The 24,432-nt window shown below is 71.2% G+C and carries 22 protein-coding genes; 12 read left to right on the top strand and 10 right to left on the bottom strand.

Going from position 1 to position 24,432, the window contains the following annotated elements; all coding sequences use genetic code 11:
• The first annotated feature begins 156 nt into the window (after positions 1-156).
• On the top strand, positions 157-930 hold the full coding sequence (locus tag ACFZDE_RS08105; RefSeq protein WP_391198410.1) for an IclR family transcriptional regulator C-terminal domain-containing protein: 774 nt from the start codon (positions 157-159) through the stop codon (positions 928-930).
• Positions 927-1,775 carry an SMP-30/gluconolactonase/LRE family protein gene (locus tag ACFZDE_RS08110; RefSeq protein WP_391198412.1) on the top strand — a complete coding sequence of 283 codons (849 nt, stop codon included), beginning with the start codon at positions 927-929 and terminating at the stop codon, positions 1,773-1,775. The genes ACFZDE_RS08105 and ACFZDE_RS08110 overlap by 4 nt, the downstream gene beginning before the upstream one ends.
• Positions 1,776-1,828: 53 nt before the next feature.
• On the opposite strand, the gene ACFZDE_RS08115 is transcribed toward ACFZDE_RS08110, so the two are convergent.
• The 3 genes from ACFZDE_RS08115 to ACFZDE_RS08125 are packed head-to-tail and all read right to left on the bottom strand — an operon-like array spanning position 1,829 to position 5,062.
• Positions 1,829-3,232 carry an NAD(P)/FAD-dependent oxidoreductase gene (locus tag ACFZDE_RS08115; RefSeq protein WP_391198415.1) on the bottom strand — a complete coding sequence of 468 codons (1,404 nt, stop codon included), beginning with the start codon at positions 3,230-3,232 and terminating at the stop codon, positions 1,829-1,831.
• Positions 3,225-4,445, bottom strand: a complete 1,221-nt coding sequence (locus ACFZDE_RS08120; protein WP_391198417.1) for an MAB_1171c family putative transporter — start codon at positions 4,443-4,445, stop codon at positions 3,225-3,227. Before ACFZDE_RS08120 ends, ACFZDE_RS08115 begins: the two co-directional genes overlap by 8 nt.
• On the bottom strand, positions 4,442-5,062 hold the full coding sequence (locus tag ACFZDE_RS08125) for a toxin-antitoxin system, toxin component family protein (RefSeq protein WP_391198420.1): 621 nt from the start codon (positions 5,060-5,062) through the stop codon (positions 4,442-4,444). Before ACFZDE_RS08125 ends, ACFZDE_RS08120 begins: the two co-directional genes overlap by 4 nt.
• Before the next feature lie 273 nt (positions 5,063-5,335).
• Between ACFZDE_RS08125 and ACFZDE_RS08130 the strand changes: the two genes are divergently transcribed.
• From ACFZDE_RS08130 to ACFZDE_RS08145, 4 genes are all read left to right on the top strand, one after another.
• The gene (locus ACFZDE_RS08130) at positions 5,336-6,691 is read left to right on the top strand and encodes an extracellular solute-binding protein (protein WP_391198422.1); all 1,356 of its coding nucleotides are present in this window, start codon (positions 5,336-5,338) and stop codon (positions 6,689-6,691) included.
• Positions 6,691-7,629, top strand: coding sequence for an ABC transporter permease subunit (locus ACFZDE_RS08135; RefSeq protein ID WP_390997178.1), 939 nt, complete (start codon positions 6,691-6,693; stop codon positions 7,627-7,629). Before ACFZDE_RS08130 ends, ACFZDE_RS08135 begins: the two co-directional genes overlap by 1 nt.
• Positions 7,626-8,459, top strand: a complete 834-nt coding sequence (locus ACFZDE_RS08140; protein WP_391198425.1) for an ABC transporter permease subunit — start codon at positions 7,626-7,628, stop codon at positions 8,457-8,459. Before ACFZDE_RS08135 ends, ACFZDE_RS08140 begins: the two co-directional genes overlap by 4 nt.
• Positions 8,460-8,576: 117 nt before the next feature.
• On the top strand, positions 8,577-10,088 hold the full coding sequence (locus ACFZDE_RS08145) for an alpha-L-arabinofuranosidase C-terminal domain-containing protein (protein WP_391198427.1): 1,512 nt from the start codon (positions 8,577-8,579) through the stop codon (positions 10,086-10,088).
• 9 nt (positions 10,089-10,097) lie between these two features.
• Here ACFZDE_RS08145 and ACFZDE_RS08150 read toward each other — a convergent pair whose 3' ends face one another.
• Together ACFZDE_RS08150 and ACFZDE_RS08155 are read right to left on the bottom strand one after the other, a co-directional pair.
• Complete coding sequence (locus tag ACFZDE_RS08150) at positions 10,098-11,150, bottom strand: hypothetical protein (RefSeq protein ID WP_391198429.1); 1,053 nt, start codon at positions 11,148-11,150, stop codon at positions 10,098-10,100.
• A gap of 151 nt (positions 11,151-11,301) precedes the next feature.
• A complete protein-coding gene (locus tag ACFZDE_RS08155) occupies positions 11,302-14,307 on the bottom strand; it encodes a beta-galactosidase (RefSeq protein WP_391198432.1) in 3,006 nt (1,001 codons plus the stop codon).
• Between the two features lie 90 nt (positions 14,308-14,397).
• On the opposite strand from ACFZDE_RS08155, the gene ACFZDE_RS08160 reads away from it, so the two are divergent.
• The gene (locus ACFZDE_RS08160; RefSeq protein WP_390997193.1) at positions 14,398-14,856 is read left to right on the top strand and encodes an Rrf2 family transcriptional regulator; all 459 of its coding nucleotides are present in this window, start codon (positions 14,398-14,400) and stop codon (positions 14,854-14,856) included.
• A gap of 316 nt (positions 14,857-15,172) precedes the next feature.
• Positions 15,173-15,829, top strand: coding sequence for a DUF4360 domain-containing protein (locus tag ACFZDE_RS08165; protein WP_391198435.1), 657 nt, complete (start codon positions 15,173-15,175; stop codon positions 15,827-15,829).
• Positions 15,830-15,885: 56 nt separating this feature from the next.
• Here the strand turns inward: ACFZDE_RS08165 and ACFZDE_RS08170 are convergent, their stop codons facing one another.
• The gene (locus tag ACFZDE_RS08170; RefSeq protein WP_391198923.1) at positions 15,886-16,662 is read right to left on the bottom strand and encodes an alpha/beta fold hydrolase; all 777 of its coding nucleotides are present in this window, start codon (positions 16,660-16,662) and stop codon (positions 15,886-15,888) included.
• A 64-nt stretch (positions 16,663-16,726) separates the two neighbouring features.
• Here ACFZDE_RS08170 and ACFZDE_RS08175 point away from each other — a divergent pair, with 64 nt between their 5' ends.
• Positions 16,727-17,278 (top strand): YciI family protein, encoded by a 552-nt coding sequence (locus ACFZDE_RS08175; protein WP_391198437.1) that lies wholly within the window; start codon positions 16,727-16,729, stop codon positions 17,276-17,278.
• Between the two features lie 45 nt (positions 17,279-17,323).
• Here the strand turns inward: ACFZDE_RS08175 and ACFZDE_RS08180 are convergent, their stop codons facing one another.
• Together ACFZDE_RS08180 and ACFZDE_RS08185 are read right to left on the bottom strand one after the other, a co-directional pair.
• The gene (locus tag ACFZDE_RS08180; protein WP_390997202.1) at positions 17,324-17,512 is read right to left on the bottom strand and encodes a DUF397 domain-containing protein; all 189 of its coding nucleotides are present in this window, start codon (positions 17,510-17,512) and stop codon (positions 17,324-17,326) included.
• Positions 17,509-18,351 carry a Scr1 family TA system antitoxin-like transcriptional regulator gene (locus ACFZDE_RS08185; protein WP_391198440.1) on the bottom strand — a complete coding sequence of 281 codons (843 nt, stop codon included), beginning with the start codon at positions 18,349-18,351 and terminating at the stop codon, positions 17,509-17,511. The genes ACFZDE_RS08180 and ACFZDE_RS08185 overlap by 4 nt, the downstream gene beginning before the upstream one ends.
• A 130-nt stretch (positions 18,352-18,481) precedes the next feature.
• Between ACFZDE_RS08185 and ACFZDE_RS08190 the strand changes: the two genes are divergently transcribed.
• The 3 genes from ACFZDE_RS08190 to ACFZDE_RS08200 all read left to right on the top strand — a co-directional run bounded on the left by ACFZDE_RS08190 (position 18,482) and on the right by ACFZDE_RS08200 (position 21,250).
• Positions 18,482-18,952, top strand: a complete 471-nt coding sequence (locus ACFZDE_RS08190; RefSeq protein ID WP_391198442.1) for an ATP-binding protein — start codon at positions 18,482-18,484, stop codon at positions 18,950-18,952.
• Positions 18,953-18,975: 23 nt separating this feature from the next.
• Positions 18,976-20,067, top strand: coding sequence for a hypothetical protein (locus tag ACFZDE_RS08195; protein WP_391198445.1), 1,092 nt, complete (start codon positions 18,976-18,978; stop codon positions 20,065-20,067).
• Positions 20,068-20,245: 178 nt separating this feature from the next.
• Complete coding sequence (locus ACFZDE_RS08200; RefSeq protein ID WP_391198447.1) at positions 20,246-21,250, top strand: family 43 glycosylhydrolase; 1,005 nt, start codon at positions 20,246-20,248, stop codon at positions 21,248-21,250.
• Positions 21,251-21,262: 12 nt separating this feature from the next.
• Here the strand turns inward: ACFZDE_RS08200 and ACFZDE_RS08205 are convergent, their stop codons facing one another.
• Positions 21,263-23,062 (bottom strand): aminotransferase class I/II-fold pyridoxal phosphate-dependent enzyme, encoded by a 1,800-nt coding sequence (locus tag ACFZDE_RS08205; RefSeq protein ID WP_391198449.1) that lies wholly within the window; start codon positions 23,060-23,062, stop codon positions 21,263-21,265.
• Positions 23,063-23,233: 171 nt separating this feature from the next.
• Positions 23,234-24,382, bottom strand: coding sequence for a galactose-1-epimerase (locus ACFZDE_RS08210; protein WP_391198452.1), 1,149 nt, complete (start codon positions 24,380-24,382; stop codon positions 23,234-23,236).
• Positions 24,383-24,432: the final 50 nt, after the last annotated feature.

Raw genomic sequence — 24,432 nt, forward strand, 5'->3', positions numbered from 1 at the left:
CACACCACGCGGTCGGGGGCCGCTCGCGGGTTTCCGTGTGCGGGGCCTCTGCCCATTGCCCGGGCATTCCTCTATGGCTAGCCTGTGTTCGTCATGCCGATCGCCTGTTGAAATATCGAACACAGGCGCCTGAGACCGATAGGGAGGGTGCCGGTCGTGGGACGCCTCGTACCAGCTGTGACCCGGGCTCTCGACATTCTCGAGCTCTTTCTCGACGGGGACGGGACGCTCTCCGCCCCCGACATCGTGCGCCGGCTCCAGCTGCCGCGCACCACCGTGCACGAGCTGGTGACCACGCTCGCCGCCCGGAAGTACATCGTTCCGATGCCGGGCCAGCCCGGACGCTACCGGCTCGGCGTGCGGCCCTACCAGCTCGGTGCGCGCTACTCCGAGCAGCTCGACCTCGCGGCCGAGGGCCAGCAGGTCGCCCGGACCGTCGCCGAGACCTGCGACGAGACCGTGCACGTGGCGATCCTGGAGGACACGGACGTCATCTACATCGCCAAGGTCGACTCCACGCACGCCGTGCGCATGGTGTCGGCGGCCGGCCGCAGGCTGCCCGCGCACTGCACGTCCGTCGGCAAGATGCTGCTGGCCTCCCTCCCCGAGGCGGAGCTCACCGCGCGCATCCCCGACGGCGCCGAGCTGGTCGCGATGACCCCCAACAGCATCACCGACCCGGCCGCCCTGCGCGAGGCCCTGGCCGAGATCCGTGAGCGGGGCCTGGCCGTGGAGAACCGCGAGTCCAACCCGGACGTGTCCTGCGTCGCCGCACCGGTCCGCGACCGCACCGGGCAGGTCGTCGCCGCCCTGTCGATCTCCGTGCCGATGATCCGCTGGAGCGAGGAGCGCCGGGGCGAGCTGGAGCAGCTCGCCGCCAAGGGCGCCGCCGAGCTGTCCGAGCACCTCGGGCACCGGGGCATGGCGTGACGGCGCCGTACGAGGTCGCGGTGCGGGCCGAGGCCGAGCTGGGCGAGGGGCCCACCTGGGACGCGGCGAACGGCCGGCTGCTGTGGATCGACATCCTCGGCTCCCGGCTGCACACCTACGACCCGGCCACCGGACGCCGCACCGTGCGCCGCACGGAACAGCACATCGGCGCCGTCAAGCCCCGGGCCGGCGGCGGGCTGGTGCTGAACCTGCGCGACGGGATCGGCCTCCTCGACCCCGACGGCGGGTTCCGCTGGCTCCACCACGAGCCGGTCCCCGGCCGCCGCGCCAACGACGCCGCCGTAGCGCCCGACGGCGCGCTGTGGGCGGGCACGATGCGCTACGACGAGGCGCCGGGGGGCGGCACGCTGTCCCGTGTCACCGGGGACGGCTCGGTCGTGGTCGTTCTCGACGACGTGGCCGTCAGCAACGGCACGGGGTGGAGCCCCGACGGGCGCCGCATGTACTACATCGACTCCCCGACCCGGCGGGTCGACGTCTTCGACCACGAGGACGGGCGGATCACCGGGCGGCGGACCCTCACCGAGATCGAGGAGGGCGCGGGCTTCCCGGACGGGCTGACCGTGGACGCCGAGGGGTGCGTGTGGGTCGCCCTGTGGCAAGGCTCGGCGGTACGGCGGTACACCCCCGACGGTGACCTGGACCGGGTGGTCGAGCTGCCGGTCCCCCTGGTCACGGCCTGCGCCTTCGGCGGGCCCGACCTGAGCGACCTGTACATCACCACGGCCCGCGTCGGCCTCACCGACCCACCCGCCCTGGCGGGCTCCCTGTTCGTGGTACCGGGAGCGGGCAAGGGCCTGCCACAGCCGCCGTTCGCGGGCTGATCCGCGTTGACCAGCACCGCCGATTCCCTGCGACCTGATCCGAACGACAGACCCTAGGCGAGCCCGGCCGCCTTCCGTTCCCCGGGGGTCAGCGGGGGTCCGCTCAAGCCCGGCTTCAGCGGGCCCACCGCCGCGGCCAGCAACACCGACGGCGTCAGCAGCACCCCCGCCCCGCGCTCCAGCGACGTCACATCCGTCACGCGGCGGGCGATCCGCCCGTTGCCCGTCGCCGTGTGCATCAGCCGGTCCACGTACGACGTCACGAGCCGGTCCCGCGGTGTCGGGCCCTGCTCCGTCGCGCCGGGGTAGAACACGTCCTGGCCGATGGCCAGGTCCCAGGCCGCGCCGACCGGCCGGGAGACCGCCTTCTGGATCCGCCGGGACAGGCCGGGGGCGCCCCAGCCGTGCCGCCGCACCGTGTCGCGCAGGAGCAGGGCGCTCTGTGCGGCGACGGCCAGGCCGTGCCCGTAGACCGGGTTGAACGCGGCGAGGGCGTCGCCCAGGACGGCGAAGCCGGAGGGCCACGCGGGGACGCGTTCGTAGAAGTACCGGCGGTTTACGGTGGTGCGGGTGAAGGACACGTCGGAGAGCGGCTCGGCCTGTTCGAGCAGGTCGCCGATGAGCGGGTGGCGCAGGTCCTCGCGGGCGAAGCGCACGAAGTCGTCGTTCTCCGGGGACGGCCGGCCGCCGCGTGTGCCGCACAGGGTGACGATCCACCGGCCGTCCTCGATGGGCAGCAGGAAGCCCGCCCGCCCGGGCCCGCCCTCGCGCCGGTCCGGCTGGATGTTGACGACGGGGAAGCCGTCGCGGGCCGCGGGTGGTGCGAGGTAGAGGCGGCTGGCGTAGGCGAGGCCGGCGTCCACCTCGCGCCGCTCCACGGGGGGCAGTCCGAGGCCGGTCAGCCAGTGCGCGGCCTGGGAGCCCCGGCCCGAGGCGTCGACGACCAGGTCCGCCGCAAGGACCCGTTCCGGGCCGTCGTACGGCCGGATCCGGACGCCCGTGACCGCGGTGCCCGAGCCGGTCAGGCCCACCGCCTCGGCCCGTTCGGCGAGTTCGATCCGCTCGTCGGCCAGGACCCGCGCGCGGACCGTCGCGTCGAGCAGGTCCCGCCCGGCCAGGATCACGTGGTGGGACTCGGCCCAGCGCCGGAACCAGCCCCGTGTCCCCAGGGCGACGACGTCGGTCGTGACGGGCCGCCGGTTCGCCCCGGCCTCCCGGAGCAGCCCGGTGATGCCGGGCAGCAGGTCCTCCATGGCGCGCACCCCGCCCGACCAGAGCATGTGGGCGTGCCGGGCCTGCGGCAGCCCCTTGCGCGGGACGGGGGCGGTGGGCAGGGTGTCGCGCTCGACGACGACGACCCGGTCGGCGACGTCGGCCAGGGCGCGGGCCACGAGCATGCCGCTGTGGGATCCCCCCAGGACGACGGCGGTTCTGGCGGGGGTGGTGCTGTCAGTCATGCGCGGGCGTTCTCTCTCCGGGGGCGGCGGCGCGCGAGCGTACCGCCTCGATGTGGTGGCGGTGGCGCAGGGCAAGGGACACGGCCTGGATCTCCTGCAGCAGATAGGTGGTGTCGGGGCCGGACGGGGAGGCGACGCTGTCGCTCTGCGGGGACCGCTCCCGGGCGGCGACACCGTCGAGGATCGTCACGGCCGCGGCCAGGGCCTTGGCCCGGCCGGGCTCGAAGCCGAGCGCCAGGGCAGCGTCGTAGGACCGTTCCCGCAGCTGTTCGTCGAGGTGCCGGGCGAGTTGGAGGAGCACGTCGCGGATGTAGGTCTCGCGGCGGATCAGGCGCAGTTCGCCGGTGGCGCGCGGGGTGAAGGGAGCACCGCCGTTGACCTTGCGCAGCAGGAGGTAGAGGGGGCGCAGCCGCCAGTGGGCGAGCCGGATGCGCCAGCGCTCGTGCAGATACTGTCCGCCGTGCGGGATGATGAAGCCCGTCGCGACCAAGGTGGCCGACACACAGGCGGCGGACGGGGCCAGATAGGTGCTGAGCCAGTCCAGGTCATGACCGGTCAGCCGGGCGGTGACGGCGGTGAGTTTGGCCGCGTCGAAGAGCAGGTTGGTGGCGTAGCCGACACCGAGGAACCGCAGGCCCCAGCGCAGCCAGGCGTCCAGGCCGTCGGTGCGTACCCAGTTCCAGATCAGCCGGGCCGTCACCGAGCAGGCCACGGTGTGCGCGAGCAGATAGAGCAGGATCTCCTCGCGCATGAAGGGCGTGTTCGCGTAGTACGTGTCGAGGTCCCGGCGGCGTTCCACGGGGACGTCCGCGAGCCAGAAGAGCACCCACAGGGCGAGGACCACACCGGCGTAGGCGAGGACCACCCGGCGCGCGGCGCGGCGGGTCGAGGCCGAGCGGTCGGACAGGCCGTTGCGCCAGGCGACGATCAGCAGCAGCCATGACGCGCACAACGCGGTGAGCAGGGAGTACACCAGCGGCGCCGCGATGTTGGGCACGCCGGTGACGCGGTTGGTCCAGCCGATGACCGAGGGGGACGCGAAGACGAACACGGCGCAGGCGAACAGCAGCAGCCCGCCGACGGCCCGCAGCATCGGATCCCGCCACATCTTCACCAGGCTGGGCAGCTTGATGACCAGGGCGACGGTCAGTGCCCCGATGGGCAGCCAGAAGGAGACGGAGAAGGAGTCGAGGGCCTCCCGTGCGGAGGTCATCGCGCACCGTCTCCGCGTCCCCGGTAGCCCATCGACCGCCGCACGGGATCGAGGGCCGGTTCCCTCTCGTGTCCACCGGCGGCGGAGCCGTCGGCGATCGAGCGGAACGCGGCGGCCAGCCGGTGCCCGAACGCGTCGGCCTCGGCCTCGTCCCGCCGGCGCGAGCCGTTCCGCGCCGCCACGGTCAGCGGCACCGAAGTCCAGCCGGGCTCGTGGTCCAGCGCCCGGGCCGCCGCCGTGCCGACGACATGGTGATGGCCGTGCCCCGCGTGCAGGTGCCACAGTTCATGACCGAGGATGACCAACTGCTGTACGGCCTCGGCCCGTTCCTCGACGATGACCAGGTCGAAGTCCGTGAACTCCACCCACAGGCCGGTCACTTCGATCTCGTCCGGGAAGCGCTCGAAGCGCAGCTCGACGGGCCGTCCGCCGCGCCGGGTGCTCATCTCCTCGCACAGCGCCCGGCACAACGACCGTACGTCGGTGGGGTATCGGGGTCTTTCCCGGACCGCGGTGGCGAGTTCGGCGGCCAGGCCGCGCATGGCGGAGCCACTGCGTGAGCGCCTCAGCGCGGCGGCGACTCGGGCGGCCCTGGTCCGCGCGCCCGCGATGTCCATCGCTCCCCCTTCTCACCGCCGGCGTACGGCCTGCCGACCGTGACGAGACTACGCGCCCGAAAGTGTGCGCGTCATGCGATCCGACGTCCGATGTTCAACCGAGAACGACCGTTCCCGCCCGGAAGGTCCCGGCCGAAATGCGGTCGGACCATTGACGCGCAAGCGCTTCGAACTTACGGTCCCGTTCGAAGTAACGAGCGCCATCCGAAATGTCGAACGTATGCATGCTGAACATACTGAACGGTTTCTGATCACCGACCGCAAGGGCAGGGCATGGGACGACCTGACCTGAACCGCAGGCAGCTCCTCGGCGGGCTCGGCGGCCTCTTCGTCGCGAGCAGCTTCGGCTTCGCCGCCCTCGGCACCGGCGCCGACGCACTCGCCTCCGGCGCCGACACCCGGGTGCGCTACTGGAACCTCTTCAGCGGCGGCGACGGCTCCAACATGATCGCCATGCTGGACGCCTTCCGGGCAGCCAACCCGGACATCGCCGTCAAGGACTCCACCCTCCAGTGGGGCAGCCCCTTCTACACCAAACTCGCCATGGCCGCCGCGGGCAACCGCGCCCCCGACCTCGGCGTCATGCACCTCGGCCGCGTCACCGGCTTCGCACCCGGCCGCCTCCTCGACCCCTGGGACATCGACCTGCTCGCCGAGTACGGCGTCCGTGAACAGGACTACAACCCCACCCTGTGGAAACGCGGCGTCATCGACGGCGAGCTCTACGCCCTCCCGCTCGACATCCACGTCCAGCTCTGCTTCTACCGCAAGGACGTCCTGAAGAAGGCCGGGCTGCTCGGCGACGACGGCCGGATCGTGCCCGTCACCTCCACCGACGAGTGGTTCGACGTCCTCAAGGAGGCCAAGCGGGCCACGAAGAAGGGCCTCCAGACCATCGGCATGTGGAACGCCGACCAGAACTTCCAGTGGTGGTTCTTCGTCGCCTTCTACACCCAGCTCGGCGGCACCTGGTTCGACCGCGACGACACCGAGGTCACCTTCGACACCGACAAGGCCGTCCAGGTCCTGGAGTTCCTGCGCCGGCACGTCACCGACGGATACTCCGACCCGGGCTTCGGCGGCCTCGCGAGCGCCGAGCAGTTCCTCAACGGCTCCCCCTTCGTCTGGGAGGGCAACTGGTCCGTCCCGGTCTACTCCGGAGCCGGAGTCGACTACGGCGCGATGCCCCTGCCGCCCGTCTTCGGCAGGCAGGCCACCCACGCCGAGTCCCACTCCTTCGTCCTGCCGCACCAGTCCGACCGCGGCGGCCCCACCAACGAGGCCGCCCACCGGCTCGCCGCCTACGTCGTCCGGCACGCCCGGCAGTGGGCGGCCGGCGGCCACATCCCGGCGTACACCCCCACCCTGTCCACGGCGGCGTACAAGAAGCTGAACCCGCAGAGCGAGTACGTCTCCGCCATGGACCACCAGGCCACCGAACCCAAGGTGTGGTTCGCGGGCTCCACCGGCATCCTCGCCCAGCGCGTCGGCCCGATCGTCGTCTCCTCCACGATGGGCTCCGCCGAGCCCGGTACCGCGGCGAACCGCATGAAGAGAGCACTCACCCAGCTCCTCGCCACCAAGAACCCCATGGACGGGAAGACCGCCGCGCAAGGAGGTGCCGCCTGATGGCGACCAGCGCCCACCCCATCGCCGCACCCGCACGCGCGAGGACCGCCACCGGCGGCGCCACCCTCCGCCGCGGACAGGGCTTCCAGCACGGCGGCTGGTTCGTCGCCCCGTTCCTCCTCCTCTTCGCCCTGTTCGTGATCTGGCCGCTGCTGCGCGGCGTCTACCTCAGCTTCACCGACGCCAACATCACGGGCGAGGGCGCGAGCTTCGTCGGCCTCGACAACTACCGCGAGGCCCTCGACGACCCCCTGGTGTGGGACTCCCTCGGCCACAGCGCGTACTTCACGCTCCTGGTCGTCCCCTGCATCACCGTCCTCGCCTTCCTCCTCGCGATGCTCGCCCACCACATCGAACGCGGGAAGTGGCTGTGGCGGCTCTGCTTCTTCGCCCCGTTCCTGCTGCCGTCCACCGTCGCGGCCAACCTGTGGCAGTGGCTGTTCAACCCCGGCACCGGCATGATCGACCACGTCTTCGGCCTCGACACGCCCTGGCTGACCGACAAGTCCTACGCGATGCTCGCCATCGTCATCACCACCCTGTGGTGGACCGTCGGCTTCAGCTTCCTGCTCTACCTCGCCGCCCTCCAGGGCATCCCGGACCACCTCTACGAGGCCGCGCGGCTGGACGGCGCGAACGCCTGGCACCGCACGGTCCACATCACCCTGCCGATGCTGCGCAACATCACCGGCCTGGTCGTCGCCCTCCAGGTCCTCGCCTCGCTCCAGGTCTTCGACCAGGCCGTGGTGATGATGGACTTCCTCCCCGGACCCGAGGGATCGACCCGCACCTTCGTGCAGTACACCCTCGAAGAGGGCTTCACCAGCTACCGCGTGGGCTACGCCTCCGCGATCTCCGTCGTCTTCTTCGTGATCATCGCGGCCGTCGCCCTCGCGCGGATGTGGCTGCTGCGCACCCGAGAGGAGACCGCCCGATGACCACCAAGGCGTGGACCCCCAGCCAGATCCTGCTCACCCTCCTCGGCACGGCCGTCTCCGTCGTCTTCCTCGCCCCCTTCGCCTGGGGCCTGTTCACCTCCCTCAAGTCCGAGACCGAGGCGGTGGAGGTCCCGGCGCACTGGCTCCCGAAGGACTGGACGGGCCAGGCCTGGAAGGCCCTGTTCGAGTCCGGCAACATCACCAACTGGTTCGTGAACTCCCTGGTCGTCTCGGTCTGTGTGACGTCCGTGGTGCTCCTCGTCAGCGCCCTCGCCGGCTACGGCTTCGCCCGCACCGAGTTCCGCGGCAGGAACGTCCTGATGGGCCTGGTCATGGCGGGCCTGATGATCTCGCCCGCCGTCCTCGGCGTGCCGCTGTTCACCACGGTCCAGCAGATGGGGATGGTCGACACGTACTGGGGCATGATCCTGCCGCAGTGCGCGCCCGCCGCGATGGTCTACATCCTCTACAAGTTCTTCCAGGGCATCCCGCGCGAACTGGAGGAGGCCGCGTTCATCGACGGCGCGGGCCGCTGGCGGGTCTTCTTCACCATCGTCCTCCCGCTCTCCCGCCCCTCCCTCGCCGCGGTCGGCATCTTCACCTTCATCGCGTCGTGGAACAACTTCCTCTGGCCCTACATGGTGACCAACAACCCCGACCTGATGACCATGCCGAACGGCATCGCGACCGTCATGAACTCCTACGGCATCCAGTGGGCCCAGCTCATGGCCGGCGGCCTGATGGCGGGCCTGCCCCTGATCATCGTCTTCGTGTTCTTCCAGAGGCAGATCGTGGCGGGTGTGGCCCACACCGGCTTGGCAGGGCAGTAACGGCCCCGAAAGGGGCGCGGGGCTGTGCTCGATGTGCGGCTCCGCCGCGTGGGCGCGACAAGCCACGCACCACCCGCAGCCGCCACAGAACAGAACCACCCACCCCGAAAGGCGCACATGCACACCGCCCGCTTCACCCTCGACCCCGCTTTCACGGTCGGCGAGGTCAACCCTCGCCTCTTCGGCAGCTTCGTGGAACACCTCGGCCGCTGCGTCTACACCGGCATCTTCGAACCCGGCCACCCCACCGCGGACGCCGAAGGCATCCGCCAGGACGTCCTGGACCTCGTCAGGGAACTCGGCGTCACCGCCATCCGCTACCCCGGCGGCAACTTCGTCTCCGGCTACAAGTGGGAGGACTCCGTCGGCCCCGTCGAGGACCGCCCCCGCCGCCTCGACCTGGCCTGGCGCTCCACCGAGACCAACCGCTTCGGCCTGTCCGAGTACATCGCCTTCCTGAGGAAGGTCGGCCCCCAGGCCGAGCCCATGATGGCCCTCAACCTCGGCACCCGCGGCGTCGCCGAGGCCCTCGAACTCCAGGAGTACGCCAACCACCCGGAGGGCACCGCGCTCTCCGACCTGCGCGTCTCCCACGGCGACAAGGACCCCTTCGGCATCAAGCTGTGGTGCCTGGGCAACGAGATGGACGGCCCCTGGCAGACCGGCCACAAGACGGCGACGGAGTACGGCCGGATCGCCGCCGAGACGGCCCGCGCGATGCGCCAGATCGACCCCGGCGTCGAACTCGTCGCCTGCGGCTCCTCCAGCCAGTCCATGCCGACCTTCGCCGCCTGGGAGGCGACGGTCCTGGAGGAGACGTACGACCTCGTCGACCACATCTCCCTGCACGCCTACTACCAGCCCGAGAACGGCGACGTCGACTCCTTCCTGGCCTCCGCCGTCGACATGGAGTCCTTCATCGAGAACGTGGTCGCCACCGCCGACCACATCGGCGCGAAGCTGAAGTCCAAGAAGAAGATCAACCTCTCCTTCGACGAGTGGAACGTCTGGTACATCTCGCAGTGGCACGAGATCGAGAACTCCGGCGCGCGGGACTGGGCGGAGGCCCCCCGCCTGCTGGAGGACAACTACAGCGTCATGGACGCGGTCGTCTTCGGCTCGCTCCTCATCGCCCTCCTCCGGCACGCCGACCGCGTCACGGTCGCCTGCCTCGCCCAGCTCGTCAACGTCATCGCCCCGATCATGACCGAGCCCGGCGGCCCGGCCTGGCGCCAGACGACGTTCTTCCCCTTCGCCCAGGCCTCCCGGTACGGCCGCGGCGAGGTCCTCGACGTCCGGGTCGACTCGCCGACGTACGAGACGCGGAAGTACGGCGAGGCCGACCTGCTGCACGCCACCGCGGTCCGCGCCGAGGACGGCTCGGTCACGGTGTTCGCGGTCAACCGCAGCCGCACCGAGGCGCTGCCGATCGAGGTCGCGCTGAACGGACTGGAGCTGACGGACGTCGTCGAGCACAGCGTCCTCGCCGACGCCGACCCCGACGCCCGCAACACCCTCGACGACCCCGAGCGGGTCGCCCCGCACCCGGCCGACGGCACGGCCCTCCGGGACGGCACGCTCAGCGCCGTCCTGGAGCCGCTGTCCTGGAACGTGATCCGGCTGGCGTGACGGCCCCGGTCAGCGCTCGACCCGTGGCAGGGCGGCCGACGACACCGAGGTCGCGGTCGTCCCGACCGCCCAGTAGCCGCCCGAACGCGGCACCTTCGCCAGGGCGTTCATGACGACGGGGGTCGTGGCCACGGGCCCCCGCTCGCTCACCCAGGCCGTGCCGTCCCAGCGCAGGTAGTGGGCCCGGGTCTGGTCCCAGAAGTCCCAGCCTGCGATCCGGTCGGGCCGCCCCCGCGCGTCGGCGGTGATCCCGCTCAGCATGCCGACACCGAACGGCCCGCTCACGCCCCGCCAGGTGCTGCCGTCGCCGTGCAGGAGCAGCACGCCCGGGGGCTTGCCGACCGGGCCGCCCGCACCGTAGTCGTGGCCGACGAGCCACAGGTCGTCGTCGGCGACCGGCAACAGCCCCGTGATGCTCGCGCGCAGGCCCCGGTAGCCGGGCAGCTCGGTCCAGGCCGAGCCGTTCCAGCGGGCCACGATGCCGACGCCGTACAGCCAGACGTCGCCGCGCGGGGTGAGCCGGACACCCGAGGGCGTGACCGTGGGCGCGCTCGGCGGTGCGGGGAGCCAGGTCCAGACGCCCCGCTCGTGGTGCAGGAGCAATCGGCCGTCGGAGGTGCGCCCGGAGAACCAGGATCCGCCGCCCGGGTCGACCGCGACGCCGGTGAGGGAGGTGCCGGACCCGCCTCGGTCGGGGAAGTCGGACTCCCGCCAGGTTCCGCCGTCCCACGCGAGCAGATGCGTGAGACCGGAGGTGTCGGTGCCGATCGCCCACGCCGAGCGGGCGCACGTCGCGGCGACGGAGTGCAGATAGCCACGGAAGCCCAGGTGGGCGAGGTCCGTGCGGGCCCATGCCGTGCCGTCCCACACCAGAGCCAGGGGCGAGCCGAGGGCGCCTGCGCCGCGGCCCTCCTCGCCCACCGCCCACGCCAGACCGGGCCCCGCGGCGGCGACGTCCCGCAGCTGGGCGGCCGGTGCGCCGTCCGGCACCGGCACGGCCTGCCACTCCCGGGGCGCCCCGGCGGCCCGGGCCGGCACCGCCACGGCCCGCCCGGTGCCCACCGGGGCAAGTCCCAGACCCGCCCCCGCACCGGCTAATCCGCCGATGAATCGCCGTCTTCGCACAGAAGTCCCCTCCCTGTCGCGGCCCGAAGGCACAACACGGTGAACCAGCCCGGCGAAGAAGGCAAGGCGCGCGGACGGCCCGATCCGGTCACACCGGCTTCACCGGCACGCCTCCGGCCGCCGCGCCCAGCAGCGTCAGCCGCACCTCTCCGGGCCCGGCCGGTGTGGTCCCGTCGGACAACACCGCCAGCGCCAGTGTGTTGGCACCCCGTGTGCGCAGGACCCCGTTGGGCAGCACGAAGGTGTGCTGCGGGCCCACGTCGTTGATGTACTGGCCCATGTTCCAGCCGTTGAGGAAGACCTGCACGCGATAGGCCCGGCCCGGGTCGTCGTCGAGGACGAGCCCGACCGAGGCGTCGACCCCCGCTGGGACGTCCAGCCGGAAGTCCGTCCGGTACCAGGTGACGCCCTGCCGCCGCTCGGACCGGGGGAGTTCGGTGTCCTTCCAGTCCCCGTCGTCGAACTCGGGCAGATGCCAGCCCTCGCGCTCCCCGTGCAGCCCACCGGTGTTCATCGGCCCGCGCACCGGATCGGGCGTGGCGGCGCCCTGGATCCGCCACGTCACCTCGGGGGAACCGCCCTCGAAGGTGACGGCGGTCAGACCCCGCGCGGCCTTGTGCGTGTCGCGGGCCTCGCCGTCCAGATCGTGCCCCATCGGCCGCACGAGCACCGACAGCACATGCCGCTCACCCTTCGCACCCTTCTCACCCTGCTCCCGCTGCTTCTCCCGCTCCTCGCGGAACCTCTCGCGCAGCTCCTGGGGCAGGTCGAAGGCGGCCTTCGCGGTCCACGTCCCCTGCCGCGCCCGCTCCTTGTCCGGGACCGGCATACGGTGCGTGCCCAGCGGCTCGCCGTCCAGCCAGGCCATCAGCAGGCCCTGCGTGCCCGTGCTGTAGGCGAGGGAGACGGACTCGACGCCGGGCGCGCCGGTCCACTCGCCCCGGTACCAGACGTCGCCGTAGTGGAAGCCGTAGTCGTCCGCGAACAGGACGGGCCGCCCGTCCGGCACGGGCGTGGTGCTGAACGTCGTCTCCTTGTCGGCCGTCGTCCAGTCCGCGTCGTCGAAGTCCGGCTCGGACTCGGGGTTCCCGGCCCGGCGCCGCCAGCCCTCCAGGGCGGGCAGCGCCGGCCGGGTCACCCCGGGCAGCGGCCGCAGCGCCAGCAGGCTGCCCGAGGCGCTGATCCGGGTCGCGACCGGGCGCCCGTTCCAGGTGACGTGGGTGATCCCGCGCGGCCCCCACACCTCCAGACCGGTCTGCCCGATGGTGTCGCCGGTGAGGTGGACCGTGGAGTCGCGCAGCTCCGCGGAGCGCAGCAGGGCGGGGCCGTAGACGAGGAGTGGGCCGGACGGCGTCTCGTAGGGCCACAGCCGCAGCGCGGTGGCGTCGTCCGCGAACAGCACCAGCATCGGCTGGTCCACCCCGTCGCCCTCGACCCGCACCCGGCTCAGCCCGCCGGCGCCGAGCGGGGCGGTGATGTTCAGCTTGTTGAGGTTCCAGGACCAGGCGGGCTCCGCGTCCAGCCGCATCGGAGTCGGCTCGTCGACGCACTCCAGCACGACCTGCGCGAGATCGCCCCGCCGGCCCGCGAACACGGCGATGTCCTGCCGTCCCCCGGTCAGGCTCAGCATCGGCTGCACGGTGGAGTGCACCAGCGTCCGCTTCCCGAGCCTCAGATCGGCGGCGATCAGCTTGGCGTCCCGTGCGGGGACCATGACCGGCACACCGATCCCGGCGTCCGGCAGCGTCACGGAGACGGCCTCGCCGGTGTCGTTGCGCAGGACGTAGAAGTGGGCCCCGGTGTCGGGGTTGGTCAGGTGGTAGACCTTGATCCGCTCGTCGGTGGCCCGCACGGTCTTCGCCCGGCGCAGCTTGGCCAGGTCGGGCACGAACCGCAGCAACTGCCCGGTCTGGTGCATCGGCGCGAGCTTCGGGGTGGCGTTGCGGGCCTCGTCGAAGGCGGCGCCGTAGTCGTAGGAGGTGTAGACGACCGGCGCGGGCAGCCAGCCCCAGGAGGTGCCGCCGAACGTCATGTAGACGTTGTGCAGGGTGATGCCGTTGGCGAGGCTGGTGAGGTGGAAGCGCCGCTCGTACGCCGCGTCCCGGGTCCGGCGCGCCTCGGCGTATCCCTTGCCGTCGAACGCCGAACCGCCCCACGGGTCGAACCAGCCCCCGCCGAACTCGGGCACGAACCCGGGCGTCCTCGGACTGGCCGACGCCCCGCCCTTCGCCCCGCCGGCTCCGAACAGCCCCCAGTCGGACGGCTCCTGGTCCGGCTCCGGGTACGCGTCGAACCCGTAGAGCCAGCGACCCTTCTCCCCGCCGGTGCCGAACGACCCCGGGGTCCAGTGCCCGCCCGGCCCCTTGTCGTTGTGGAACAGCGGTACGTCGATGCCGTCGGCGCGGACCTTCTCGTACAGGTACGACATGTAGGCGCGCCCGGACGGCTCGTCGGCGTACACGTCGTACTCGTTCTCGATCTGGTAGAGCAGGACGGTGCCCGTGCCGCGGGTGAACAGGCGCCCCGCGACGATGGCGTTGACGGCCGTCAGCCACTCGTCGACGTAGCGCAGATAGGTCGGGTCGGAGGTCCGGGCCCGGCCCTCGGTGGCGGTCAGCCAGCCGGGGAAGCCGCCCGCGTCGACCTCCGCGTTGATGTAGGGCCCGGGCCGCAGGATCACGTACAGCCCCACCTCGGCGGCCGTCCGCAGGAACAGGTCCAGGTCGCGCACGCCGGTGAAGTCGTAGCGGCCGGGGGCGGGGGAGTGGTGGTTCCAGGCGACGTACGCGCTGACGGCGTTGTAGCCGTGGGCCCGCATCTTCTCCAGCATGTCCCGCCACAGCGACGGGCTCGGCAGCCGGAAGGGGTGCATCTCGCCCGACCAGAGCACCAGGCGGCGGCCGTCGACCAGCAGCGAGTAGTGGTCGAAGCCGATCTCGTGCGGTCTGCCGTCCGCGCTCGGCACCGGGGGCGGCGGGCCGGTGGGCGCGGTGCGTGCCGGGTTGGCGGAGGTCGGCGACCCGCTGCCGGTCAGCGCGAAGCCGAGCGCCGCCGTGCCGGCCAGAGCGTGGAAGGTACGCCTGCTGAGCTCCAAGGGAGCGCCTCCTGTTGTGCCATGCGATACGTGCATGCGATCCGTGGTGCGTGTGCTCAATGTCTACAGGGTCACGGCGACAATGGTCCTATGAGGATCTCGGCACGAGCGGACTACGCGGTACGAGCGGTCGTGGAGCTGGCCGTCCGGCAGGGGGAGGGGCCGGTCAAGGCGGAGGTCGTCGCCACCGCGCAGGACATCCCCCACAAGTTCCTGGAGGGGATCCTCGGGGACCTGCGGCGCGGCGGGGTCGTCGACAGCCGGCGCGGCGGGGGCGGCGGCTACCGGCTGGCCCGGGAGGCCGCGCAGATCACGGTCGCGGACGTGATCCGGGCCGTTGACGGGCCGATCGTCTCGGTACGCGGTGAACGGCCGACCGGTCTCGCCTACTCCGGCACCGCCGAGCCGCTGCTGCCGCTGTGGATCGCCCTGCGGGCCAATGTGCGCAGGATCCTGGAGGGCGTGACGATCGCCGACCTCGCGGCGGGGGCGCTGCCGGAGCCGGTGGAGCGGCTGGCGGCGGAACCGGCGGCCTGGGAGAACCCCTGAGGGGCTGCGGCCGTGCGCGGCGCTGTGCGTGATCCTCATTCCGTCCTCGGGATGTCCTCGGTCTGACGCACTGGTGCAACGCACCCTATGCGCCTGCCGGTGTCCCTGTTGAATTCCCGCCAGTGTGAATGGCCGGAGAGCGACCTGGCCCACCCCTGCCGTGCTGCGTACGATGCGACCGCTCCCGCTCTTCACATCCCCTTCATGGAATGGTCACAGGTCGGGGGCGCGTGCGCCTGTCATTTTGACATGTGCATGTTCAATCACTTGTTCAACCACTGTCACGATCCACCCCCCACGTACGGATGGGAGAACCATGGCCGGTGGCCTGCTCCTGAGCGGTGCGGTAGCCGCGCTCCTCACCAGCGCACTTCCCGCACAAACCCCGTCCTCCGGAGGGTTCGACGACCCGCCCCCGGACAAGATCATCATCCAGGTCGCCACGGTGAACGGCTCCGGCTGCCCGCAGGGCACGGCAGCGGTCGCCGTCTCCGAGGACAACACCGCCTTCACGGTGACCTACAGCGACTATCTGGCCCAGGCCGGCGGAAACTCCGACCCGACCGCGTTCCGCAGGAACTGCCAGCTCAACCTCAAGGTTCACGTCCCCGGCGGCTTCACCTACGCCATCGCGAGCGCGGACTACCGTGGATTCGCCTCTCTCCAGCGCGGCGCGAGCGCCACGCAGCGGGCCTCGTACTACTTCCAGGGCTCACCCAGCACGGTGTACAGGAACCACCCCTTCAGCGGCCCCCTCAACGACAACTGGCAGGCCACCGACGAGACCGACTGGGCCCAGCTGGTCTACGCACCCTGCGGAGTCCAGCGCAACTTCAACATCAACACCGAGCTCCGCGTCAACGCCGGCTCCCAGTCGGCCGACAAGGTCAGCTTCATGACGATGGACTCCACGGACGGGGACATCAGCACGGTGTACCACCTGGCGTGGAAGGAGTGCCCGAAGAAGTCGTGACGGTGTGACGGGGGGCGGCTTCACCACGCCGACGAGCCGCCCCTCTCGCACGCGGGTCAGCCCCGGGGCGTCAGCGCAGCGGCGGTGGCCCGCACGAACGCCTCCGGGTTGTCCAGCATGATGTTGTGACCGCAGTCGGGAATCGCGACGACGGACACGCCCGCCTCGCCGAGGGCGCCGGAGCCGGGGAGCGGCCCGTCCGCCTCGGGGAGCAGGAAGGTGCGCGGAATCCTCAGGTCCAGCAACAGCTCCCGCATCGTGGGTACGGTGCCGCGCGTCAGATGGAACGCGCTGCGGTGCAGGGCCTCGCGTCCGGCCAGACGCATCGTGGACCACCAGTGCGCGCCGACCCGGTCACGCACCTCCTCCCACCCCCCGCCGGTGACGAACTCCTCCTCGGAGTAGGCGGCGATGCCGCTGCTGCCCAAGGAGCCGGGCGTACGCGGAATCGGGTCGAGGTTGGCGTCGATGAGCACCAGCCGGGACACCAACCGGGGATGGCGGGCCGCCAGGACGATCGCCACCGAGCCGCCCATGCTGTGCGCGATCACCTCGGCACCGGACACGCCGGCGGCGGACAGGGCGCCGGCCAGCGCGTCGGCGTGCGATTCGAGGGTGTAGCCGAAGGCCGTGGGACGGTCGCTGAGGCCGTGACCCAGCAGGTCGACCAGCAGCGACCGATGCCCGGCGAGCAGCGGATGGACCGCGACCTCGGTGAAGTAGGCGGGCGAGGTGGCGCCCAGCCCGTGCAGATAGACGCGCGGCGGCTCCTGCCCCGGCAGTTCGACCCAGCGGATCTGGTCGCCCTCGGGCGTTACGGCGGCGCTGCGCACGGTCTGCTCTCCTGTGGTCACGACGGTGGGAGAGACGAGAGTAGCCACTGAGGTTGGATGAGCCATGGAATTCTTCTGCTACCACCGTGACCGGCCCGGCTCCCTGCCGCTGCGGGAGGAGCTGGGGGAGGCGCACTGGGCCTACATGGACGGCTACGAGGCCGAGTTGATCGCCCGGGGCCCGACCTTCGCCGAGGACGGGGAGACGCCCACCGGCAGTGTGCACATCGTCGACCTGCCGGATGCCGCCGCCGCGCGGGCGTTCGCCTTCGAGGAGCCCAACTACCAGGCCGGTGCGTACCGGGACGTGTTGGTGCGACGGTGGCGGAACCTGCTGCGCCGCACCATGTGGGAGTTCCCCGGTGGCCGGACGGGCGGGAAGCGGTACCTCGTTCTCGGGCTCGGCTCTGGGGACGGCGCCGACCTCGACGTGCCGGGCGCCCGGCAGGACGAACTGATCGCCTACGGGCCGCTGCTGTCCGACGACGGTGCCGTGTGGGTGGGCACGGCGGCACTGGTGCGGGCCGCGGATGCGGAGGCGGCGCGTGCGGTGCTGACAGCGCAGCGGTACGCCGCGATCGAGGTGCATGACTGGGAGTTCGGCGGGCGACGGTGAGGCACGGGGCACGTTCGTCGGCAGCGCGCCGACGGGCCCCGGCGGTCACCGAGCGGCGTGCGTGAGGAAGGCGGTCCAGGCGGTGGGGGAGAGACGGAGGGTGGGGCCCCGCCGGTTCTTGGAGTCCCGGATGTGGACGGTGTCGAGGTGAGGGGTTACGGCTACTTCGACGCAATCGCCGTCGCCACTGCTGCTGTAGCTGGACGTGAACCAGGCCAGTTCGACGGTGCTCATAGGTTTCCTCGCATCCGCTGCAACAGGCTCGAGGAGTCTTCGAGGGAGAGAGCCTGCGAACGCATCCTGGCATACCGCCTGTGAAGCACGCTGATCTCTTTCGGGTCAGAGATGAACTGACCTCCACGCTGGCCTTCGTTGTAGGCGAGCCACCGGTTCTCGGGTGTTTCCAGCAACTGCATGGGACCCGCCAGCCCTGCGTGTGCCCCTTGCGCCACCGGCATGATCTGGACCTCGACGTTCCGCAGTTCCGCGATCTCCCGCAGATGATCGACGAGCTCCAGGGTGACTCCAGCCCCACCCAGGCCTCGCAGGAACAGGTGCTCCTCCAGGATGAAGCTGAACGCGGTGTTCGGTCGCCCCTTCAGCAGCTTCTGCCGCTCGGCCCGAGCGGCCCACCGTTCCTCGATCTGTCCGTCGTCCAGCGGCGGCAACTGATTGGCGAAGAGCGCTCGCGCGTATGCCTCGGTCTGCAACAGGCCTGGGACCATGCGGCACTCGTACGTGTACAACGTGATCGCCGCCTGTTCCAGCGCAGCCCACCGCCGAAACCACGCCGCCAGCCCCGGCTGTCGCTCCAGGCAACCCGCCGCCCTCCGCAACGCCCCCGTTCTTCCGAACACCTCCTCCGCCCGCTGCACGAATTCCGCGTCCGGCATCCTTCTTCCCAACTCCACCGAAGCCACCGTGTGTTTGGAGAACCGCACCAGCTCCCCGAACTCCTCCCGGCTCAGCCCCGCGTGCTCACGCAAGCCCTGGACCACCGCTCCGAACGTCCGCAGACTGTCGGACGACTCCGGCTCGCCACCCGTGCCCGTCCCCACCACGCCATCGACCACCGTCGGTCACCTCCCGGAGAGATCGTCACGCGTAGTCACCGGTACTGTCCAGTCGGTCACCGCGTACGCTGTCGCGGCGTACGCGGCGGCAGCCTGGAGAATCGCCCTTCTAGGCCGCCAGATTGGGGGCATGACGCCACAGTCCACCTCCCAGAACCCGGTTACCGTACGTGTGTTCAGGCAGCGCCTCAGCTCCACCCCGCGCGGTGCCCGCCTCGCCCGCAACCTCACGCTGAACCAGTTGCACTCCTGGGGCATCCCCTACGGCTCGGACGTCTCCTGCGCGGCCGGGGCGATCGTGGCCGAGTTGGCGGCCAACGCCGTGACGCACGGGCGCGTTCCGGGCCGGGACTTCGAACTGCGGCTGGCGATCGTCACGGGCAGCGTCCGGGTGGAGGTGACCGACACCCGCAGTGGGCCCCCGTATCCGCCCGCCCCGGGTGCCGTACGCCCGCCTCGGCCCTTCGACGAGCACGGCCGGGGGTTCGTCCTGGTCGACGCCCTCGCCGACCGCTGGGAGGTGATCGATCGCGAACCGCCCGGCAAGACCGTGCGTGCGGAGATCCAGCTGCCGGAGTGGACCGCGCTGGACATCGGCTGAGGGAACTGCGGCACGATGAGCGCATGAACGAACAACGGGGCAGCACTGACCAGCCGTTGGCTGAAGCACCGATCACCGACCTGCCCGCACTCCCGGATCTCGCCAGGCGGCTTCTCGCCGTGGACACCGGTGGGTGGAGGCCGGACGTCGTCGAGGCCCTCTCGCGGGGGCTCGGTTGGGAGCAGGGGGGCAGCGCGGACCGGCCCGTCCTCGTCACCGGCCATTCCTCGGGCGACGCCCGGCTCCGTCCCGTCGGCACCTACGAGCAGCGGTACGTCGGCGGCGAGTCGTACGTCGAGCTCTCGGTGCCGGTGGCGACCGCCGCACCCGACGCCGCCGCGCAGGCCGCCGCCTTCCGGGCAGCGCGTGAGGAACTGACGTCGGCTCTGGGCCGCCCCTCGGTGCTGGGCTCGCACGGCGACATGGGCCCCTTCTACGACAGCGGCCCCCTGTGGGGCGCGCCCTTCGTGCGCTGGCGGGGCATGCCGAACACGCTCGAACTGCGTGCCGGGAAGTCGGGGCCCGAGCTGGTCCTGCAACCCACCGACCCGGCCGAGAACTGGTTCTGGCGGCAGGGCAGCGGCGAGGAACACGCGATCAGCGGCTTCTTCGGCAGCAGCAACGACCCCGCCAACGCCGGTCTCGGATTCCCCGGTGGCTGGCGAGCCCGCAGCTGGGAGACCGTCACCCGGTCGCTGGGCGACTTCCTGGAAACCCTGCCTGCGGAGGCCGTCGCCCTCGGCATCGGGTTCGGGATGCCGTTCTACGGGAGGACCAGCGAGGGAGCGCCCCTGCTCTTCGACGTGACGTGCGACAGCGACGGGCTCTCGATCGGCTGTTTTGTCCCGGACGGCGTCGACGCGGCCGCGCTCGGCTGGGGCACCGTCGCCGAACACCCGGGCACGGCCTCGGTCTGGAGGGACGACGACCCGGTGTGGCGCGTGCACGCCGGAGGCCCCGGCGAGCCCAAGGGCCGCGCCCTCGCGGAGATGCTCGTGGCGACGGCCAGGGCGGTCGGAGTCGGGGAGCCGACCGGCCTGATCGTCGGGGGCGAGGCCGAGTACGTGGACGCCTACCACGTCAGGTACTACGGCCTGGGCCTGCCCACCGGCTGACCCATCACGGCCCCGGCCGGAAGCCCTCGGCTCACTGCCGTCTCCCATGGTCCGCGCGGTTGTTGCTGCGCGGACCATTGACGCGCAAAGGGTTCGATTCTACGGTCCGTTCGAACTTGCGATCGCCGTTCGAAATGTCGAGCAGCACTCCACCCCCACCGCAAGGAAGAGGCCTCCCATGAGCCGCAGCCCCCGTACCTCCCGCAGCCCCCGCACCCTCCGCAGGCGAACCACCCTGCTCGCCCTCCCCGCCGCCGCCCTCCTCGCACTGCTCCCGAGCACGGCGTCCGCCTACCCCAACCCCGGCCGGGTCACCGGCGACATCGTCACCCACGACCCCTCGATGATCCGTACCTCGTCCGGGCAGTACCAGCTGTACGCCACCGGCGGCGGCATCGCGAGCAAGACCTCCGGCGACCGCACCGCCTTCCGCAACGGAAGCGACGCCTTCGCGAGCAGGCCCGGCTGGTGGCGGAACTACTCCTCCGTTCCGGAGGCCTGGGCGCCGGACATCTCGTACCACGGCGGCAAGTACCTGATGTACTACTCCGTCTCGAAGTTCGGCTCGAACACCTCCGCCATCGGCCTCGCCACCTCCAGTACTGGCCGGCCGGGCAGCTGGACCGACCAGGGCACCGTCTACATCTCGAACTCCTCCGCCGACTTCAACGCCATCGACCCGAACCTCTTCGTGAACGACGACGGCAAGTGGTGGCTGTCGTTCGGCAGTTGGTGGACGGGGATCAAGATGATCCAGATCAACCCCGCCACCGGGAAACAGCTCTCCTCCAACACCACCCGCTACTCGCTCGCCTCCCGCCCCACCGGGACCAAGGCCGTCGAGGCGCCCTTCATCGTCAAGCGGGGCGGCTACTACTACCTCTTCGCCTCGTACGACACCTGCTGCGCCGGCACCAGCTCCACGTACAAGGTGAAGGTCGGACGCGCCTCCAGCGTCACCGGGCCGTACCGGGACAAGAACGGCGTCGACCTCATGAACAACGGCGGCACGCCCGTCCTGGAGTCGCACGGCAACGTCATCGGCCCCGGCGGCCAGTCGATCCTGAAGGACACCGACGGGGACCTGATCGTCTACCACTACTACGACGCCAACGACAACGGCACCCCCAAACTCGGCATCAACCTCCTGAACTGGAACACCGGCTGGCCCGTCGCCTACTGACCCCGTCGACGACTACCCCGCCTGCCCCATCCCCGCCGCGTTGGGCCAGCTCTGGGCTGCGGGCCAGCCCGTGGCCGGTGCGGGGGTCAGGCCGTTCGTGCCTCGTACCTGGGCCGCCGTGAGGCCTCCACGGGCCGGGACGCCGGGCGGTGTGGGGCCGGAGAAGGGAGCGGCCATGGGGGACGGCGCGGGGGCCGGTGCCGGAGCGGGAACCGGTGCCACGGGTGCCAACGGCGGCGCCTGCGCCGCGACCGGCTGGGGCGTGGGCTGGGGCACCGGCTGCATCTGGGGCTGCGGCATCCGCGGCTGGGGTATCTGCGGTTGCGGCTGGGGCTGCGGCTGCGGCATCTGGGCCGCGGCCGGCATCGGCATCCCGCCGCTCGTGCCCGCCGGTACGGCGGACGCGGCGGCGGGGAGCGGCATGCCGATGCCGGTGGCCGGAGCGGGAGCCGGGGCGGGGGCCGCCGCGGCGGGGGCGAACCCCGCCCCTCCCGTGCTCGCGGCCGCCGGGGCGAGCCCCGGCCCCCCGGCCCCCGTGGCCGCGGGAGCGACCGGCGCGGCGGTCATCCCCACCGCCTGCGCCGCGAGCCCCCGCACGCCCGCCCCGTTCGTCTCGCTCACCAGCCGGTCCACGGCCGCCGTACCCGAGCTGTAGCTGGTCCCGTTGCCCAGCTCGGGTACGGCGGCTCCCCTCCTGGACGTCCCGTAGAGCACCTGTTCCAGGCCGGACACCAGGCGACGCACGTCCACCTGGGGGCGCACCACGAGACGCAGGAAGCGGCTGGACGAACCGATCTTGTTGCCGCACTCGCGGACCAGGATCCGGTGCTCGGTGAGCATCCGGTCCCTGACCACGGTGCCCTCGGCGCCCACAGGGAGGCGCACGAAGAGGAAGTTGCCCTGTGAGGGGTAGACCGTGAGCCCGGGCAGGGCGGAGAGCTGACCGGCCATGTCGAGGCGGTCGCGGCGCACCTGCGTCAGGCTCTGGGCGTACTCGGCGCCGTGCTCCTTGAGCATGAAGACCACGTGCTCGGCGAAGGAGTTGAGGTTCCACTTGGGGAGCATCGAGCGGACCCGGCCCGCGAGCGCGGGGTTGGCGACGAGGTAGCCGAAGCGGATGCCGTGCAGGCCGAAGTTCTTGCCGAGGCTGCGCAGCACGACGACGTTGGGCCGCAGCATCGCCTCCTGGACGACGGACGGTTCGGCCTCGGCGTCCGCGAACTCCAGGAACGACTCGTCGACGACGATCAGGTCGAGGTCGGCCATGGCGTCCATGAACTGCACGATGGCGTGCTTGTGCAGGAAGCCGCCGTCGGGGTTGTTGGGGTTGCAGATCACCGCGACACGGGTGCCCCGGGCCCGTATGAACTCGGCGTACTGCGCGAGGTCGAGGGCGAAGCCGCTGGACTCCTGGAGCGGGAACATGTCGACCCGCTTGCCGGTCTCCATGGGCTGGTCGGTCCAGCGGCCGAAGGTGGGGACGGGGACGGCGAGGGACTCACGGACCAGCAGGTGGTCGATCCAGGTGATCAGCTCGGTCGAGCCGTTGCCCATGGCGACGCACTGCGGAGGCAGCTGGAGCAGGCTGCACAGCTCGGCGGTGATCGTGTCGGCGCTGCTCGGGTAGTAGGTGATGATGTCGCGCAGCCGGCTCGCCATGTCCTCGAACATGGCCGGGGTCGGGAAGTACGGGTTGCAGGGGATACAGAAGTCCACGGGGCCGGCTCCCTCGCCGCCCTCACGTGTCAGAGCCGCCATCGACGGGCTGTGTGCCGCGGTACTGCGGAACAGCGACGTGACGTTGTCGGCCATGGAACCTCCGTATGGGGCGGGTCCGTTGGGGACGGACGGACCCGACGTTTAAGGGCGGCCCGCGCGGGGGAGCGCGGGCCGCCCTTTCATACGGAGACCACGGAGGCGCCGTTCAACCGTCGGGAAAACGGTCAGAACATGTGCCCATTTCGTGAAGGCCTGTCAGTGGCCTCAGCAGCCGAACGTGTGGATCGTCGTCGTCCGGTACGTCTGCCCCGGGCGCAGCACCGTCGACGGGAACTTCGGCTTGTTCGGCGAGTCCGGGAAGTGCTGCGTCTCCAGGCAGAGCGCGTCGCCCTGCCGGTAGGTGCGGCCGGACGGGCCGGTCAGCGTGCCGTCGAGGAAGTTGCCGGAGTAGAACTGCAGGCCCGGCTCGTTCGTGGCGATCTTCAGGGTGCGGCCGGAGGACGGGTCACGCAGGGTCGCGACGTGCTCGGGCCGGGCGGTGATGCCCTTGTCGAGCACCCAGTTGTGGTCGAAGCCCTTGGCGGTGACCAACTGCGGGTGCGAGACGCGGATGTCCCGGCCGATCGGCTTGGCCCGGCTGAAGTCGAACGGCGTGCCCGCGACCTTGGCCAGCTCGCCCGTGGGGATCAGACCCGCGTCGGTGGGCGTGTAGCGGGACGCGGCGATGTGCAGCTCGTGGTCCTCGATCGTGCCGCTGCCCTCACCGGCCAGGTTCCAGTAGACGTGGCTGGTGAGGTTGACGACGGTGGCCTTGTCCGTGGTGGCCTCGTAGTCGATGCGCCAGTCGCCGTGCCGGGTGAGCGTGTACGTCACCTTCGTCTTGAGCGTGCCCGGGTAGCCCATCTCACCGTCGACGGACGTGTAGTACAGGTGCAGACCGACGTCGGAGCCCTTCACGAACGGCTCGACGTCCCACACGCGCTTGTCGAAGCCCTGAGCGCCGCCGTGCAGACTCTGCTCACCGTCGTTCACGGACAGCTGGTAGTCCTTGCCGTCCAGGGTGAACTTGCCCTTGCCGATGCGGTTGCCGTACCGGCCGATCAGGGCGCCGAAGTAGGGCGTCTTGGCGACGTAGTCCGCGAGGTTGTCGAAGCCCGCCGAGACGTTGGCGTAGCGGCCGCGCCGGTCGGGGATCTCCAGGGACTGGACGACTCCGCCCCAGGAGAGCACCTTCAGCCGGGTGCCGCCGTTCTCCAGCGACCAGCTGTAGACCTTGGTGCCGTCGGCCAGCTTGCCGAAGAGCGTCTTCACCGGCTTCCTGCCTCCCGTGGCGTGCGCCGTGCCGCCGAGCGTGGTGGCGGCCATGCCCGCCGCCGCCGCTCCCGCGATGACCGTGCGTCTGTTCAGTTCCATGTGTGCGGCTCCCGTATAAGGAGAGGGCCCCGCCGTGGTGGCGGGGCCCC

It is taken from the genome of Streptomyces sp. NPDC007929 (assembly GCF_042959065.1).
Lineage (GTDB): Bacteria > Actinomycetota > Actinomycetes > Streptomycetales > Streptomycetaceae > Streptomyces.